The sequence below is a fragment of the Spiribacter onubensis genome, from assembly GCF_040838425.1.
GTDB lineage: Bacteria > Pseudomonadota > Gammaproteobacteria > Nitrococcales > Nitrococcaceae > Spiribacter > Spiribacter onubensis.
Window position 1 is genome coordinate 17,844 of record NZ_JBAKFI010000003.1, and the last position, 16,928, is coordinate 34,771.

Genomic DNA, 16,928 nt, shown 5'->3' on the forward strand with positions numbered 1-16,928 from the left:
ACAATTTGTTAGTATACCGCCCCTGCGCAACTCAGACCGACAGGGGCAAGCGTGCACGGCAAAAAGGGATCCGGCGCCGGGCCGATGAACAGCGACGAACGCCGGGCCACGGCGGGGCTTTCCATCATCTTCGGCCTGCGCATGCTGGGGTTGTTCCTGATCCTCCCGGTCTTCGCCCTCTACGGCAGCGATCTGCCCGGCGCCACGCCGGCACTGGTGGGGCTCGCCATCGGTGCCTACGGCCTCACCCAGGCGATCCTGCAGATCCCCTTCGGCATGCTCTCCGATCGCATCGGCCGGCGCCCGGTGATCGTCTTCGGCCTGCTCATCTTCGCCATTGGCAGTGGCCTCGCCGCCGAGGCCGAGAGCATCTACGGGGTGATCCTCGGTCGGGCGCTGCAGGGCTGCGGGGCCATCGCCGCGGCGGTGATGGCGCTGGCGGCGGATCTCACCCGCGACCGGCAGCGCACCAAGACCATGGCGCTGATCGGTATCAGCGTGGGTGTCGCCTTCATGGTGGCGCTGGTGGCCGGCCCGGCGATTGCCGCCTGGGCCGGGCTGCCCGGCGTGTTCTGGGCCACCGCCGGTTTTGCGCTGGTGGCCATGGTGCTGCTCTATGGCCTGGTGCCGGCGGGTGGCGAGCGGGTGTTCCGGCCCGAGGTCAATGCCCGCGCCGGCGGCCTGCCCGTGGTGCTGCGCCAGCCCGATCTGCTGCGCCTCGACTTCGGGGTGCTGGTGCTGCATCTGATCCTGACCGCGAGTTTCGTGGTGCTGCCCGTGGTGCTGGAATCACGCCTTGGTATTCCGCGGGCGGATCACTGGATGGTCTACATCCCGGTGCTGGTGCTCTCGGTGGCGGGCATGGCGCTGCTCATCGGCATCGGCGAGCGGCGCCGTATCCTGCACCGACTGCTGGCGGGGGTGGCGGGGATCGTGATCGTCGCCGACCTGGTCCTCGCCGGGTTCAGCGCCTGGCTGCCCGGCATGCTCGTCGGGCTGTGGCTTTTCTTTGTCGGCTTCAACACCCTGGAGGCGAGCCTGCCTTCGCTGCTCACACGCTTCGCGCCGGATGGTCTGCGGGGCACCGCGCTGGGGGTCTACTCCACCGCGCAGTTCCTGGGCGCCTTCCTCGGTGGGGTGTTCGGCGGCATCATCCAGGGCGCCTTTGGCGTGAACGGGGTATTCATCTTCTGCGCCATCGCGGCGGGACTCTGGCTGCTGACGGCCGTAGGGCTCAGCGCGCCGGCATCCTACCGCGAGGCCGCGGCAACCGAAACGGAGACAACATGACGGATCTCATCCCGCCCTATGGCGGCAGCCTCAAAGATTTGAGGCTCGACGCCGAGTCGGCCCGGGCGGCCAAGGACGCGGCCGTGGACTACCCCAGCTGGGATCTCACCGGGCGCCAGCTCTGCGACCTGGAACTGCTCGCCAACGGCGGTTTCTCGCCGCTGGAGGGCTTCATGGGCCAGGCCGACTACGAGCGCGTGGTCACCGACATGCGGCTCGCTGACGGCACACTCTGGCCCATGCCGGTGACCCTGGATGTGAGCGAGACCTTCGCCGGGGAGATCGCCAGTGGCGATCGGGTGGCGCTGCGCGACCCCGAGGGCGTGATCCTGGCCATTCTGACGGTCTCGGACATCTGGCGGCCCGATCGCGGGGTGGAGGCGGAGCGGGTCTTCGGCACCACCGATCCGGGGCATCCGGCGGTGACCTGGCTGCGCGAGCAGAGCCACCCGGTTTATGTGGGCGGCCGTATCGAGGCCCTGGATCTGCCGGTTCACTACGACTTCACCCACCTGCGCCTGACGCCGGCGGAGCTTCGCGAACGCTTCCGGCGCAATGGCTGGCGGCGGGTGGTGGCGTTCCAGACCCGCAACCCCATGCATCGCGCCCATGTCGAGCTCACCTTCCTGGCCGCCCGCCAGGCCGAGGCCAACCTGCTCATCCACCCGGTGGTGGGCATGACCAAGCCGGGTGACGTCGATCACTACTCACGCGTGCGCTGCTATGAGCATGTGCTGCAGAAATATCCCGAGCAGACCACGGCGCTCTCGCTGCTGCCGCTGGCCATGCGCATGGGCGGCCCGCGCGAGGCCGTCTGGCATGCCATCATCCGCCGCAATTACGGCTGCACCCATCTCATCGTGGGGCGCGATCATGCCGGCCCCGGCAAGGACAGCCGCGGCGAGGAGATCTACGGCCCCTACGACGCCCAGGATCTGGTCACCCGGCATGCCGACGAACTGGGCATTGAGATGGTGCCCTTCCGCATGATGGTCTATGTCCAGGAGCGGGCCGGCTATGCGCCCATCGACGAGGTGGACGAGGCCAGCGAGACGGTGATGAACATCTCCGGCACCGAGTTCCGCCGCCGCATGCGCGAGGGCCTGGAGATCCCGGACTGGTTCGGCTACCCCGAGGTGGTCCAGGAACTCCGCAAGACCTATCCGCCGCGGGCGCGACAGGGCTTCACGCTGTTCTTCACCGGGTTGTCCGGCTCCGGGAAGTCCACCATCGCCAATGCCGTGATGGTCAAGCTCATGGAGCGGGGCGGCCGACCGGTGACGCTGCTCGACGGCGACGTCGTGCGCAAGCACCTGTCCAGCGAGCTGGGCTTCTCCAAGGAACACCGCGACCTCAACATCCGCCGCATCGGCTTTGTCGCCGCCGAGATCACCCGCAACGGCGGCGTCGCCATCTGCGCGCCCATCGCCCCCTATGCGGCCACGCGGGGGGCGGTCCGGGAGATGGCCGAGGGCGCCAATGGCGGGTTCATCGAGATCCATGTCGCCACGCCGCTCGAGGAGTGCGAGCGGCGTGACCGCAAGGGGCTTTATGCCAAAGCCCGGGCGGGCCTGATCAAGGGCTTCACCGGCATCGATGACCCCTATGAGGCCCCCAAGGCGCCGGAGCTGCGCATTGATACCACGGACTGCACGGTGGAAGAGGCCGCGCAGAAGGTCCTGCTCAAGCTCGAGAGCCTGGGCTTCATCGATCTGCGCTAGCCGCTCGTCGGCCGGCATTTGGCATGGCGGCCGGAACGCGTAGAGTGCGAATGTCCAGCGCGGGCCGCAGCGGCCCGCGCGCAACCCGTCAACGGAGGAAGTCATGGCGCGAGGAGTCAATAAGGTCATTCTCATCGGCAATCTCGGGGCCGATCCCGAGGTGCGCTATTCGGCATCCGGCAGCGCGATCACGAACGCGCGGCTGGCCACCACCGACCAGTGGAAGGATCGCCAGACCGGCGAGCAGCAGGAGCGCACGGAGTGGCATCGCCTGGTGTTCTTCGGCCGCCTGGCCGAGATCTCGGGCGAGTATCTGAAAAAAGGCTCCAAGGTGTTCGTCGAAGGGCGCCTGCAGACCCGCAAGTGGCAGGGCCAGGACGGCCAGGATCGCTACACCACCGAGGTGGTGGTCAATGACATGCAGATGCTCGACGGCGCCGGTGGCGGCGGCATGGGCGGCAGTGCCGGCGGCGGAATGAATCAGGCGGCACCGGCATCCAGTGCCGAGCCCGCGCCGCAGACCGCCCCCGCCGACGACTTCGACGACGACATCCCGTTCTAGGGGCGGATCGCCAGGGCGAGCCGCCGGAGCTCGCCGATCATCAGCGGCACCAGGCTGGCCGCGATCACCAGCAGCCAGCCGGCGCCGCCGATGGGGGCGGTGCCGAGGACCCGGTCGAGACCGGGCAGATACACCGCCGCCGCCAGCAGCACCCCGCAGACGCCCAGTGACACCCAGATCCATGGGTTGCCGGCCACCGTCCCCCGCCACAGCGCCGTCGCCGGTTCCCTGAGCGCGAACACGAACCACAGCTTGCTGAAGCCCAGTGTCAGGAATGAGACGGTCACGGCACTGGCCTGATCGAGTCCGAGCGCGGTCAGTGCCAGGTAGAGCACCGCCAGGATGGTCGCCGCGATGACCGCGCTCCAGGCCCCGATGGCCAGCCAGTGGCGGCGGGTGAGAATCGCCTCGCCGGCGGGCCGTGGCGGTTGCTGCATGACGTTGGCCGGCGCGGCGCCCACGGCGAGCGCCAGGGCCGGAAAGACGTCGGTCAGCAGGTTGAGATAGAGGATCTGCAGCGGCAGCAGCGGCAGCGGGGCGCCCGCCAGGGTCGCCAGGGCGACGCCCGCCACCTCGGCGAAGTTGGTGCAGAGCATGAACATGAGTGAGCGGCGGATGTTGGCGAATATGCCGCGGCCGTGCCGGATGGCGGTGACGATGCGCTCGAAGCGGTCGTCCTGGAGGATGATGTCGCCCACCTCGCGGGCGGCATCGGTGCCGCGCTGGCCCATGGCGATGCCGATATCCGCTTTCTTGAGCGCCGGTGCGTCGTTGACGCCATCGCCGGTCATGGCCACCACGTAGCCGGCGTCCTGGAAGGCGGTGACGAGGTCGAGCTTCTGGGCGGGGGTGACCCGGGCGAACACCTGCGCCTCGGTGATCGCGGTTGCATCGGTCCCGGATCCGTCCCCGTCGCCGTCGCCCAGATCCTGGCCCTCCACGACACGCAGATCCTCGGCCGTCCCGATGCCCACCGCCGCGGCGATGGCCCGGGCGGTGGCGGCCTGGTCGCCGGTGACCATGATCACCTGCACGCCCGCCCGCTGGCAGGCCGCCACGGCATCGGCGACGCCCGGCCGCGGTGGGTCCATCAGCCCGGCAAGGCCGACCGGCTGCAGGGCCTGATAGAGCTGATCGGGGTCATCCGGCACGGCACCAATGCCGCGCTCGGCCAGTAACAGCGGGCGCAGCCCACCGCCGGCGAGCTCCTCCACCCGCGCCCGCCATTCATCGCGCCCGGCCTCATCCATGTCACTCGCCGCCAGTACGGCCTCGGGCGCGCCTTTCACCGCGACACGCAGGCCGTCGCCGGATGTCTCGTGACAGGTGGCCATCATCATGCGCTCGGCATCGAAGGGCTGTTCATAGACCTCGGGGCAGTCGTCGATCAGCTGCCCGCGGTGGATTCCGGCCTCCCGGCCTGCTTCCAGCAGCGCGATTTCCATCGGATCGCCATGATCCGCGCCGTCGTCGCTGTCGGCGGCCAGCTCGGCGTTGCTGCACAGTACCCCCACGGCCAGTGCCCGCCGCCGGGCCGCCGTCTCGTCCTCGACGTCCGGCGGCAGCACCAGCGTCTCCAGGTGCATGCGGTTGGCGGTGAGTGTGCCGGTCTTGTCGGTGAGGATGATGCCGGTGGATCCCAGCGTCTCCACCGCCGCGAGATGGTTGATGAGGGCATTGCGGCGGGCCATCAGCCACATGCCGCGGGCCAGCGCCAGAGTGGCGACGATGGGCAGGCCCTCAGGCACGGCCGCGACACCCAGGGCGATGGCGGTCTCCACCATCACCAGCATATCGCGGCCAGCCAGAAGACCCAGGGCGGCGAGCCCCAGCGCCAGGGCCAGCACCACCCAGGCCAGCCGATGACCGAGCTGGTCGAGCCGGGCCTGCAGGGGCGTGGCAGTGGATCGGGCCGAGGCGGTGAGATCGGCGATGGTGCCGAGTTCAGTATCCATCCCGATGGCGGTCACAATGGCCACCCCGGCGCCGCGGGTCAGCGTCGTGCCCTTGTAGAGCATGCCCTGGCGCTCGGCGAGGGGCGTATCCGCCGCGACCGCGTCGGCGGTCTTGCTGACCGGCACCGATTCGCCGGTCAGCGCGGCCTGATCGCACTGCAGGCCCTCGGCCTCCACCACCCGGGCATCGGCGGGCACGAGATCGCCCTCGCTCAGCAGCAGCACATCACCGGGCACCAGTTCGGTCGCCGCGATCTCCTCGCTGCGGCCGGCGCGGCGCACCCGCACCCGGTCCGCCTGCAGCCCCTGGAGTGCGGCCATGGAGCGGGCCGCCCGCCATTCCGAGAAAAAACCGATGAGCGTATTGATGACCACCACGGCCATCACGGCGGCGGCCTCGACGTGGTGGCCGAGCAGCAGCGCCAGCAGGCCGGCCACCGTCAGCACGAGGATGACGATGCTGCGGAACTGGCGCAGCAGGATGCGCAGGGGGTGGCGCTGCCGGCGACCGGCCAGACGGTTGGCGCCGTAGTGCCGGTATCGACGGCTGACGGTCTGGCGATCGAGGCCCCTTGCCGGGTTCACCTCAAGCTGCCTGGCCACGGTCTCGGGAGAGCGCTTGTGCCAGGCCTGCTCAGTCATTCGTCGGATCGGTCCTCGTCGCCCAGGGCGCTCAGGGCTTCTCCCACGCATTCCACGATATGACGCCGGTCGCTGCCATACCGACTTGGGCTGATCGCCTCACCGATACGGATCCGGACCCGGCCACGCCTTGGCAGGAGATGTCCGACCGGCAGGACCTCGCGCGTGCCCTCGATCCAGACCGGCACCACCGGGACGGGATGGGCGGCCAGCAGCAGGCCGATGCCCGGCCGGAGCGGTTGCAGCGACTGATCGGTCCCCCGCTGGCCTTCCGGGAACCAGACCAGTGAGTGGCCCCGCTCCAGGGTGGCCGCGGCCAGCGCCAGGCTGCGTCGCGGTGCGGCGCCGGGGTCGATGGGCAGAATCCGGGCGATTCGGCTGAAGGCGCGTCGCCAGGCCGAGGAGAAAAGCAGTCCGGTCCACCCGGCCCAGAAAAGCGGTTCCATGCGTTCCCGCGACAGCGTTGCGGTCAGGGCGATGGGATCGTAGGCGCTGGTATGCCGCGGCGTGATCAGGAACGGACCGCCTTCGGGCCATTCGCCATCGATCTCGATCCGCGTGAACAGCCGGTTGAGCAGCCGACATCCGCCCAGGGCCACGCGGGCGGCGCCGTGGCGCAGGGGGCCACGCGGGGCGAGGGCCCGCCGGTCGGCATCATTCAGCCACATCTCCGGCGACTGCAGCGCCTGGATCAGGGACTGGCCGGCACGGTCGTCATCGCTCATGGCCTGGTCGGCCTGGATGACCTCCTGGAGCAGATCGCGGACCGTCTCGACACGGCCGATGGCCTCGTCGCCCAGTTCCACGCCGGCCCGATCGCGCAGGGCGATGCCCATGTCCACCCAGCTCAGCGAGTCCAGACCCAGATCGCGGCTCAGGCGGCTGTCCGGCGTCAGACGATGATCACCGAATCGCTCGGTCAGGTACTGCCAGGTGGCGGCGGCGGTGGTATCGGCGAGCAGTGCCTGATCCTCCGGAGCCATGTCCTCGGGGTCGATGGGACGCTGTTCCACGTGCCGCTTGCCGGCCCGGAGATCGTCATAGAGACGCGCCAGGTGGGGGCGCCGCAGCTTGCCGAGGCGCGTGCGCGGCAGCGGATCGGCGCTGAACTGCACATCGCCCAGGGCATGATGGCCGGGCAGTTCACCCTGCGCCGCATCCACCGCCGCCCCGGCTTCAGCCTGCGGAACGCCCTCGGCATCCGGTTCGGGGACCACGACGGCGACCAGCCGGCCGCCGGCGTCCAGCACGCCAGCCTCGCGGATCGCCGGCCTGGCGTTCAGCACCCGCTCGATGCGCTCCGGGTCGATGTTCTCGCCACCCGGCAGCACGATGGTTGAGGACAGCCGGCCGGCGAGATGCAGATAGCCGTCGTCGTCGATGTGTCCGGCATCCCCGGTCCGGAACCAGCCCTCGGCATCGAATACCTCGTCGGGATCCACCGGGTCGTTCCAGTAGCCGGCGAAGACGTTCGGCCCGCGGGCCCGGACCTCGCCGTCGACGATGCGCAGCGATACCCCGGGCAGCGGCCGCCCGGCGGTGTCGAGGCGGGCCTCGCCCGGCGCGTTCAGGGTGAGGATGGGCGAGGTCTCGGTGAGTCCGTACCCCGTGGCCACCGTCCAGCCCAGTGCCTGCAGTCGGCCGCCGATGGCTGGATCAAGGGCGGCGCCGCCACTGACCGCCAGGCGGAGGCATGGGGCGAGCCGCTTCATCACCGGCCGGAACAGCCAGCGCCCTGGCTGGTGCCCGAGCCTCGCCTCGACGCCATTGCAGAACCGCACGACACCGTGCAGCAGCCGCCGGCGTGACGCGCTGCCGCCGGTCAGACGACTCTCCAGGCGGGTCCACAGGGCCTCATAGAGTCGTGGTACGCCGAGCAGGATGGTCGCTCCGCCCTCGCCCAGGGCCTCGGCGATGCGCGGCCCGACCAGCGAGCGGGGCATGATGAGCGTCGCCCCCACGGTGAGGACCGTGAGCAGGCCGATGCTGAAGGGGTAGACATGATGCAGTGGCAGCGGAAGCAGGACCCGGTCATCGGCGCCGGCGATCCGTTCCTCGAGCAGTCCCTGGACATTGCTGGCCAGGTTGGCATGGGTGAGGGGCACGCCCTTGGGCGGGCCGGTGGTGCCGGAGGTGTAGAACACCGCGGCCACGTCCTCGGGCGCGGCGGCAACCGCCGTCATGGCGTCGGCGGGCGTATCCGGCGCTGGCAGGGTCAGCGTGTCGAGCTCGACGACCCGTGCCGGGAGGCTCGCCGGCAGCGACTGGCGCAGGGCCGCGGTGGTGTAGACGCGGGCCGGGTCGGCATCCGCGAGCACATGGGCAAGGTCGGCGGTGCCCATCTGGGCATCCACCGGCACCAGGATGCTGCCGTTGATCAGCGTGGCGAGGGCGATGACGACCCACTCGACGCTGTTGGGTGCCTGGATCATGATCCGGTCGCCCCGGCCGAGGCCGGCGTCCCGGAATGTCGAGGCGAGCTGCGCGGCGCTATCCAGCAGCTCGCCGCGGCTCATCCGCCGGGGCCCGTGGGCGGTGAAGGCGAGCAGCGCGGTCTGATCCCGACTCACCTCGGCGGCGTGGATCAGGGCCGGTACGCTCATCGTCGACATGTCAGCGCAGTCCCCGGTAGGTCGGGTGGTCGGCCAATGCCAGCATCTCGGTATCCCCGCGGCTGTCCCCGTAGGCGTGGATCGGGTGATAGGCGTCCGGGTCCAGGACTTCTCTGAGACGTCGGACCTTCTCCGGGCCGCGGCAGTTCGTCCCCGCCAGGTTGCCGGTGATGCGCCCGTCCCGGCGCTCCAGCTCGGTGGCGATCAGCTCGATGCCCATGGACTCGGTCCACGGCCGGATCCATTCGCTGACCGACGCGGAGATCACGATCACCCGGTGGCCGGAGGTGCGGTGCCAGTCGAGTTGCTCCCGGGCCAGCGGGCGCAGCAGTTCATGCAGGTGATTGAGGGCGTACTGCCGCCCGATGGCCGTGAACTCCGCCTCGGTGAGCCCGCCGAAGAAATGCCGCAGGACATGCACCTTGGCGGTATCACGATCGACGATGCCCGCCGGCACCCCGAGGAGCCAGGGTGACAGCCGCACGCCCGCCGCCAGGCAGCGGCCGAGGCCGAACTGATGGAACAGCAGATCACTCAGCGTATCGCGCCGGGTGAGCGTGCCATCCAGGTCAAAAAGCGCCAGGGGGCGGGTGGTTGTCATGAAAATTACTCACAAGAGTGAACCCCGCATTCTGCCGCCAGTCCGGCGGGGATGCACGCCGGCGCCGGTTGGCGACTGGTCAGCACCGCGTCGACTCAGTAGAGTTCCGTCTCGCGAACACCAGAGACAACGGGACAAGGAGCTGACCCTCATGGCCACCCCCCATATCAGTGCCGAGCCAGGCGATTTTGCCGAGACCGTCCTCATGCCGGGCGATCCCCTGCGTGCCAAGGTCATTGCCGAGAACTACCTGGAGGACGTGCGGGAGGTCACCAGCACCCGCAACATGCTCGGCTTTACCGGCCGCTACGGCGACACACCGGTCTCGGTGATGGGCTCGGGCATGGGCATCCCGTCCATGTCCATCTACGCCTTCGAGCTGTTCAACGAATACCGGGTCGAGAAGATCATCCGCGTCGGCACCTGCGGCGGCGTGCGCCCCGACGTGGAAGTGCGCGACATCATCATCGCCATGGGCGCCTCAACTGACTCCAGCGTCAACCGCACGCGTTTCGGGGGCTGTGACTTCGCCGCGATCGCCGACTACGGCCTGCTCGAGGCCACCGTCGATGCCGCCCGCTCCGCCGGCATCGCCCCGCGCATCGGCAATGTCTTCTCCTCGGAGCTGTTCTACAACCCGACGCCGTCGTTCTTCGACATGATGAAGGCCCACGGCATCCTGGCCGTGGAAATGGAGGCCGCCGGGCTCTACGGTGCCGCGGCCGAGGCCGGCAAGCGCGCCGTCAGTGTGCTCACGGTGAGCGATCATGTGGTCACCGGCGCGTCCACCAGTGCCGAGGAGCGTCAGAACAGCTTCCAGGACATGATGAAGGTGGCGCTTGAGGCCGCCGTGAATGCCGACTGACGGCGACGGGGGAAGACAATGAGAATCACCATTTTCGGAACCGGGTACGTCGGCCTCGTGACCGGGGCGTGCTTTGCCGAGGTGGGGAACGACGTCATCTGCGTCGATGTGGATGCCGACAAGATCGCCGCGCTCAACCGTGGCGAGATCCCCATCTACGAGCCGGGCCTGGAGGGCATGGTGGTGCGTAACCGCGAGGCCGGCCGGCTGCGCTTCACCACCGACGCCGACACCGCCGTCCACCATGGCCAGTTCCAGTTCATCGCCGTGGGCACGCCACCCGACGAGGACGGCTCCGCCGATCTGCGTCATGTGCTGACGGTGGCCGACACCATCGCCACCTGGATGGAGGACGACAAGGTCATCGTCGACAAGTCCACGGTGCCGGTGGGCACGGCCGACCGCGTCCGCGAGACGGTGGAGCGGCGGCTCGCCGAGCGCGGCGTCGCGGTGCGCTATGCGGTGGTCTCCAACCCGGAGTTCCTCAAGGAAGGCGCCGCGGTGGAGGACTTCATGAAGCCCGAGCGGGTCATCGTGGGCTGCGATGACGCCGTGGCCCGCGAGAAGCTGCATGCCCTCTATGCGCCGTTCAACCGCAACCACGACCGGCTGATCAGCATGGATGTGCGCTCGGCGGAGCTCACCAAATACGCCGCCAATGCCATGCTCGCCACCAAGATCAGCTTCATGAACGAGCTCGCCAATATCGCCGACCGGGTGGGCGCGGACATCGAGCGGGTGCGCATCGGCATCGGCTCTGATCCGCGCATCGGCTATCACTTCATCTACCCCGGCGCCGGCTATGGCGGCTCGTGTTTTCCCAAGGATGTCCAGGCGCTGGCGCGCACCGCCCATGACGTGGATTATGTCCCGCAACTGCTGCAGGCGGTGGAGGAGGTCAACGACCGCCAGAAGCACTACGTGTTCAACCGCATCCGCGACCACTACGCCGGTGCGCTCAGCGGCAAGCGTTTCGCGCTCTGGGGGCTTTCCTTCAAGCCCAACACCGACGATATGCGCGAGGCGGCCAGTCGGCGGCTGATGGAGTCGCTCTGGGAGGCCGGGGCGATGGTGCAGGCCTTCGACCCGAAGGCCATGCCGGAGACCCGGCGCCTGTACGGCGACCGGTCGGCACTCACCCTCTGCGATAGTCCCGAGGCGGCCCTCGCGGATGCCGATGCCCTGATCGTGATGACCGAGTGGAACCTCTTCCGCAGCCCGGATTTCGAGCTCGTCCGCGAGCGTCTGTCAGCACCGGTCATCTTCGACGGGCGCAATCTCTACGACCCGGCCATCCTGGCCGGGCTCGGCTTTCACTACTACGCCATCGGCCGGCCGCCGGTGGCACCGGGCGATGGAGAGCCTGCGACATGAGCAGCATCGATGCAGGCATGCCGGTCCATCCGGTGATCCTCTCCGGCGGCGTGGGATCGCGGCTCTGGCCGCTGTCCCGTGAGCGCTACCCCAAGCAGTTCCTGGATGTCGCGGCCAGTGGCAACACGCTGGTCCAGCAGACCGTGGCGCGGCTCGAGGGCGTCGCTGGCCTCGACTCGCCCATGGTGGTCTGCAACCAGGAACATCGCTTCCTGGTGGCCGAACAGCTGCGCGACAACCCGCTCGGCGCCGCCCGGATCCTGCTGGAGCCGGTGGGCCGCAACACCGCCCCGGCGGTGGCCACGGCGGCCCTGCAGGCGCTGCGCGGGGCCGAGGACGCCGTCCTGGCGGTGTTCCCCGCCGACCATCTGGTGGGTGAGCCCGGGGCGCTGCGCGCGGCCATCACCGATGCCGTGGCCGCGGCGCGGGCCGGTTACCTGGTCACCTTCGGCATCGTCCCGACCCGCCCGGAGACCGGCTATGGCTACATCGAGGCCGGCGAGGCCGTCGAGGGCGGCCCGGCCCATGCGGTGCGGCGCTTTGTCGAGAAACCCGACGCCGCCACGGCGGAGGCCTATGTCGGAACCGGGCGTTTCTACTGGAACTCGGGCATGTTCGTGATGCGTGCCTCGCGCTATCTCGAGGAGCTGCAGCGCCATGCCCCGGCCATCGTCGAGGCCTGCGAGGCGGCCCTCGCCGATGCTGAGCACGACCTCGACTTCATCCGCCTCGCGGAGGCGGCCTTCGCGCGCTGTCCGTCGGATTCCATCGACTATGCGGTCATGGAGCATACCGACGCCGCCGTGACCCTGCCGCTGGATGCCGGCTGGAGCGATCTGGGCTCGTGGGCGACGCTCATGGAGGCCGGCGAGCGCGATGCCGAGGGCAATGTCCTGCTCGGCGATGTCATCGCCGAGTCGAGCCGCAACAACTACGTGCGCGCCGAGAGTCGTCTGGTGGCGACGGTGGGCCTGGAAGACCATGTCGTGGTGGAGACCGCCGACTCGGTGCTGGTCGCCCCGCGCGACCAGGTCCATGCCGTCAAGCAGATCGTCCAGCGCCTGCAGGATGGCGGGCGCACCGAGGCGGTGGAGCATCGCCAGGTGCATCGGCCCTGGGGGAGCTATGAGGGCCTGGTCCGGGCCGAGCGGTTCCAGGTCAAGCGCATCGTCGTCAATCCCGGCTGCCGGCTGTCGCTGCAGATGCACCACCACCGCGCCGAGCACTGGGTGGTCGTCCGCGGCACGGCCCGGGTGACCTGCGGCGAGGAGGAGTTTCTGCTCGGCGAGGATCAGTCGACCTATATCCCGCTGGGGACCGTCCATCGTCTGGACAATCCCGGGATGATCCCTCTCGAGCTGGTGGAGGTGCAGTCCGGCAGCTATCTGGGCGAGGACGACATCACCCGGCTGGAGGATGTCTATGGCCGCTGATCGGTGGATTGTCCGCCTGCGGCGGCCCTAGTATTCTGCCCGCCATGACGCAGAAGGTTTACGTGCGCACACACGGCTGTCAGATGAACGAGTACGACTCGATCAAGATGGTCGACGTGCTGGCTGCCGAGGGCGATTACGAGCGGGTGAAGACGCCGGAAGAGGCGGACGTCATCCTGCTCAATACCTGTTCGATCCGCGAGAAGGCGCAGGAGAAGGTGTTCTCCGAGCTCGGTCGCTGGCGGGCCCTGAAGGAGACGCACCCGGATCTGCTGATCGGCGTCGGCGGCTGCGTGGCGAGCCAGGAAGGGGCGGCCATCGTCGAGCGGGCGCCGTTCGTGGACATGGTCTTCGGCCCGCAGACACTGCATCGGCTGCCCGACATGGTCGGCCGTGCCCGCGAGTCGGGCCGGGCCGTGGTGGATGTGAGTTTTCCCGAGATCGAGAAATTCGATCGCCTCCCCGAGCCCCGCGCCGAGGGTCCGACGGCGTTCGTCTCGATCATGGAGGGCTGCAGCAAGTACTGCAGCTTCTGCGTGGTGCCCTACACCCGGGGTGAGGAGATCAGCCGGCCGTTCGAGGACGTGCTCGCCGAATGTGCCGAGCTCGCCGAGCAGGGGATCCGCGAAGTCACCCTGCTGGGGCAGAACGTCAATGGCTATGCCGCCGAGGGACCCGCCGGCGAGGCCGCCGATCTGGCGTTGCTGATCCACTACATCGCGGCCATCGACGGCATCGACCGGATCCGCTTCACCACCTCGCATCCGCTCGACTTCAACCAGGCCCTGGTGGATGCCTACGCCGAGGTGCCGGAGCTGGTCAATCACCTGCATCTGCCGGTCCAGAGCGGCTCCGACAATATCCTGGCGTTGATGAAGCGCAATCACACGCGGGCGCATTTCCTCGAGCTCGTGGCGCGGCTGAGGGCGGCCCGTCCCGACATCACCCTGTCGTCGGACTTCATCGTCGGCTTCCCCGGCGAGATGGACCGCGACTTCGAGGACACGATGGATCTGGTCGAGCAGGTCGGCTTCGACCAGTCGTTCAGTTTCATCTTCTCGCGCCGGCCCGGCACGCCGGCCGCCCAGCTCCCCGATGCCACCGGTCGCGAGGCCAAGAAGGCCCGGCTGCAGCGCCTGCAGGCCCTGCTCGATCGCAACGCCCGGGCCATCAGCCAGGCCATGGTGGGACGGGTCGAGTCGGTGCTGGTGGATGGTGTCTCGCGCCGCGATGACACCGAGATCAAGGGCCGCACCGCCAATAACCGGGTGGTCAATTTCCCGGGCAACCGGCGTCTCATCGGCCGGTTCGTGAAGGTGCGCATCACCGAGGCGCTGGCGCATTCCCTGCGCGGCGAGCTGATCGACATTGATATCGAGCGCGAGCCCGAGCTCGCGCGGCTGGAGTCGGCTTGACCGCCCAGCACCCCGACGCCGTGGATTTCACCCTGGCACCGGCCGACAACGAGCGGCTGGCCAATCTCTGCGGCCAGTTCGATGAGAACCTGCGTCAGGTGGAGCGTCGGCTGGGCGTGGAGATCGAGAATCGCGGGCACCGCTTCCGCATCATCGGCGATGACGAGGCGGCCAGCGTGGCCACCGATGTGATCCGGGCGCTCTACGACCATACCGCGCGGGAGCTGATCGGCGCCGAGAATGTCCACCTGCAGCTGCGCACCGCCGAGGCGGAGGCGGCGGATGCCCTCGGCCCGGATGACGGCGCGCAGGGCGAGGCGGGCGTCGAGGCGTCGTCCCCCGAGGGCGTGACCATCCGCACCCGCAAGGGAATGATCCGGGGCCGTGGCCCCAACCAGCGGGCCTACCTCGAGTCGATCCAGCGCCATGACCTGAACTTCGGTGTGGGTCCCGCCGGTACCGGCAAGACTTACCTGGCCGTGGCCTGCGCCGTCGAGGCCCTGCAGCAGGACCGGGTCCAGCGCCTGGTGCTGGTGCGCCCGGCGGTGGAGGCCGGCGAGCGGCTGGGTTTCCTGCCCGGCGATCTGGCCCAGAAGGTGGATCCCTACCTGCGGCCGCTCTACGACGCGCTCTTCGAGATGCTCGGCTTCGAGCGTGTCAACAAGCTCATCGAGCGCAACGTCATCGAAGTGGCTCCACTGGCCTACATGCGCGGCCGGACCCTCAACGGGGCGTTCATCATCCTCGATGAGGCGCAGAACACCACCGTCGAGCAGATGAAGATGTTCCTCACCCGGCTCGGCTTCGGATCGACCGCGGTGGTCACCGGCGATGTCACGCAGATCGATCTGCCGCCGGGCAAGACCTCGGGGCTGCGCGATGCCGTGGACGTGCTGCACGAGGTGAACGGCGTGAGCTTCACCTTCTTCAATGCCCACGACGTGGTGCGGCATGATCTGGTCCAGCGCATCGTGCGTGCCTACGACCGGCGCGAAGACGACACCGCCGGCCACTGATTCCGACATGCCCGATCTCGACCTGCAGTGCGCGACCGCCGCACCGGTGCCCGACACCGCGGATTTCCGCCGCTGGGTGGCGGCGGCCACCGAGGGTCGTCGGGATGACTGGGAGCTGGCCATCCGGCTGGTCGACGAGGACGAAAGCCGCATGCTCAACCGCGATTACCGTGACCGGGACCGCCCGACCAATGTGCTCTCGTTTCCGGCGGAGCTGCCGGCCGGGGTGGACCTGCCGCTGCTGGGCGATCTGGTGATCTGCGCCCCGGTGGTGATCCGCGAGGCCGCCGAGCAGGGCAAGACCGGGCGCGCGCACTGGGCCCATCTGACGATTCACGGCGTCTTGCACTTGCTTGGCTTTGATCATATGACTAGCGTGGAAGCGGAGTGCATGGAGGGCGAAGAGCGGGCCATCATGGCGCGGCTCGGGTGGCCCGATCCGTATGCATGAGCCCGGGGGTGGACCGCGGATCGATCGGTTAGGGTGCTGCGGATCAGCGCGCTAACCCATCGACCGACCGGTCGCCAACCGAGGCACACGAAGAGAAGCATGAACGACGACCAATCCGGGAGTACCGACGCCAGTCAGGGCAACTGGCTGGAGCGTATCGGCCGGGCGTTGGGTGGGCAGGAGCCACGCGATCGCGAGGGCCTGATCCAGATCCTGCGGGGGGCCCATAATCGCAGTATCCTTGATGCTGACGCCCTGTCCATGTGTGAGGGCGTCCTGCATGTGGCGGAGCTGCAGGCGCGCGATGTCATGATCCCGCGCTCCAAGGTCTCGCTGCTGCGTCGCTCGGAATCGGTCTGGGACCTGCTGCCGACGATCATCGAGAGCGGGCACTCGCGCTTTCCCGTCACCGGTGACAGCCGGGATGATGTCATCGGCATTCTCATCGCCAAGGACCTGCTGCCCTACCTCGACCCGCAGCACCAGCGGGAATTCCACCTGCGGGAGCTGCTGCGGCCGGCGCTGTTCATCCCCGAGAGCAAACGCCTGGATGCCCTGCTCAAACTCTTTCAGGAGAGCAGGAATCACCTCGCCATCGTGGTCGATGAGTACGGCGGCCTGGCGGGCATTGTCACCATCGAGGATGTCATCGAGCAGATCGTCGGCGAGATCGACGACGAGCACGACCTTGACGAGACCTCGTGGATCCTCAACCGCACCGAGGATGGCCGGACGGTGGTCAAGGCCCTGACCCCCATCGACACCTTCAACGAGCACTTCGGCACCCGGTTCAGCGACGAGGAGTTCGACACCATCGGCGGACTGGTCGCCAACGGCTTCGGTCACGTCCCGCGCCGCGGCGAACACCTGCTGCTCGACGATCTGCGCTTCGACGTGGTCCGCGCCGACAGTCGCCGGGTGCATCTGCTCATGGTCACGCCACAGCCCGGCGCCGGTACTTCGGTGGACGGTGATGACGACGTCTGAGCCT

At 68.7% G+C, this 16,928-nt stretch carries 13 protein-coding genes; 10 read left to right on the forward strand and 3 right to left on the reverse strand.

From position 1 onward, the window contains the following. Nucleotides 1-84 precede the first annotated feature (84 nt). The 3 genes from V6X63_RS06145 (at nt 85) to ssb (ending at nt 3,573) form a co-directional block, all read left to right on the forward strand. Entirely contained in the window at nt 85-1,290 is a 1,206-nt protein-coding gene (locus tag V6X63_RS06145) for an MFS transporter (protein WP_367965891.1), read from the forward strand. Continuing rightward, nucleotides 1,287-3,011: a bifunctional sulfate adenylyltransferase/adenylylsulfate kinase gene (locus V6X63_RS06150; protein WP_367978424.1), complete on the forward strand. Its 1,725-nt coding sequence runs from the start codon at nt 1,287-1,289 to the stop codon at nt 3,009-3,011. The genes V6X63_RS06145 and V6X63_RS06150 overlap by 4 nt, the downstream gene beginning before the upstream one ends. A 103-nt stretch (nt 3,012-3,114) precedes the next feature. Beyond that, entirely contained in the window at nt 3,115-3,573 is a 459-nt protein-coding gene (gene ssb, locus V6X63_RS06155) for a single-stranded DNA-binding protein (RefSeq protein WP_367965893.1), read from the forward strand. On the opposite strand, the gene V6X63_RS06160 is transcribed toward ssb, so the two are convergent. Genes V6X63_RS06160 through V6X63_RS06170 form a run of 3 tightly spaced genes read right to left on the reverse strand, consistent with a single transcriptional unit; the run spans nt 3,570 to nt 9,383 of the window. Then, the gene (locus V6X63_RS06160) at nt 3,570-6,170 is read right to left on the reverse strand and encodes a cation-translocating P-type ATPase (RefSeq protein ID WP_367965894.1); all 2,601 of its coding nucleotides are present in this window, start codon (nt 6,168-6,170) and stop codon (nt 3,570-3,572) included. The genes ssb and V6X63_RS06160 overlap by 4 nt on opposite strands. Beyond that, the gene (locus V6X63_RS06165; RefSeq protein WP_367965895.1) at nt 6,167-8,782 is read right to left on the reverse strand and encodes an AMP-binding protein; all 2,616 of its coding nucleotides are present in this window, start codon (nt 8,780-8,782) and stop codon (nt 6,167-6,169) included. Before V6X63_RS06165 ends, V6X63_RS06160 begins: the two co-directional genes overlap by 4 nt. A gap of 1 nt (nt 8,783) precedes the next feature. Continuing rightward, nucleotides 8,784-9,383: an HAD family hydrolase gene (locus V6X63_RS06170; RefSeq protein ID WP_367965896.1), complete on the reverse strand. Its 600-nt coding sequence runs from the start codon at nt 9,381-9,383 to the stop codon at nt 8,784-8,786. A gap of 151 nt (nt 9,384-9,534) precedes the next feature. Here V6X63_RS06170 and deoD point away from each other — a divergent pair, with 151 nt between their 5' ends. The 7 genes from deoD (at nt 9,535) to V6X63_RS06205 (ending at nt 16,924) form a co-directional block, all read left to right on the forward strand. Further along, nucleotides 9,535-10,248 (forward strand): purine-nucleoside phosphorylase, encoded by a 714-nt coding sequence (gene deoD / locus V6X63_RS06175; protein WP_367965897.1) that lies wholly within the window; start codon nt 9,535-9,537, stop codon nt 10,246-10,248. A gap of 18 nt (nt 10,249-10,266) precedes the next feature. After that, the gene (locus V6X63_RS06180) at nt 10,267-11,622 is read left to right on the forward strand and encodes a UDP-glucose dehydrogenase family protein (protein ID WP_367965898.1); all 1,356 of its coding nucleotides are present in this window, start codon (nt 10,267-10,269) and stop codon (nt 11,620-11,622) included. Next, the gene (locus tag V6X63_RS06185) at nt 11,619-13,055 is read left to right on the forward strand and encodes a mannose-1-phosphate guanylyltransferase/mannose-6-phosphate isomerase (protein WP_367965899.1); all 1,437 of its coding nucleotides are present in this window, start codon (nt 11,619-11,621) and stop codon (nt 13,053-13,055) included. Before V6X63_RS06180 ends, V6X63_RS06185 begins: the two co-directional genes overlap by 4 nt. A gap of 44 nt (nt 13,056-13,099) precedes the next feature. After that, the gene (miaB, locus tag V6X63_RS06190) at nt 13,100-14,470 is read left to right on the forward strand and encodes a tRNA (N6-isopentenyl adenosine(37)-C2)-methylthiotransferase MiaB (RefSeq protein ID WP_367965900.1); all 1,371 of its coding nucleotides are present in this window, start codon (nt 13,100-13,102) and stop codon (nt 14,468-14,470) included. Further along, nucleotides 14,467-15,486 carry a PhoH family protein gene (locus V6X63_RS06195; RefSeq protein ID WP_367978425.1) on the forward strand — a complete coding sequence of 340 codons (1,020 nt, stop codon included), beginning with the start codon at nt 14,467-14,469 and terminating at the stop codon, nt 15,484-15,486. Before miaB ends, V6X63_RS06195 begins: the two co-directional genes overlap by 4 nt. Before the next feature lie 7 nt (nt 15,487-15,493). Further along, complete coding sequence (gene ybeY / locus V6X63_RS06200) at nt 15,494-15,937, forward strand: rRNA maturation RNase YbeY (RefSeq protein WP_367965902.1); 444 nt, start codon at nt 15,494-15,496, stop codon at nt 15,935-15,937. Nucleotides 15,938-16,036: 99 nt separating this feature from the next. Beyond that, complete coding sequence (locus tag V6X63_RS06205; RefSeq protein WP_367965903.1) at nt 16,037-16,924, forward strand: HlyC/CorC family transporter; 888 nt, start codon at nt 16,037-16,039, stop codon at nt 16,922-16,924. The last annotated feature ends 4 nt before the right edge of the window (nt 16,925-16,928 follow it).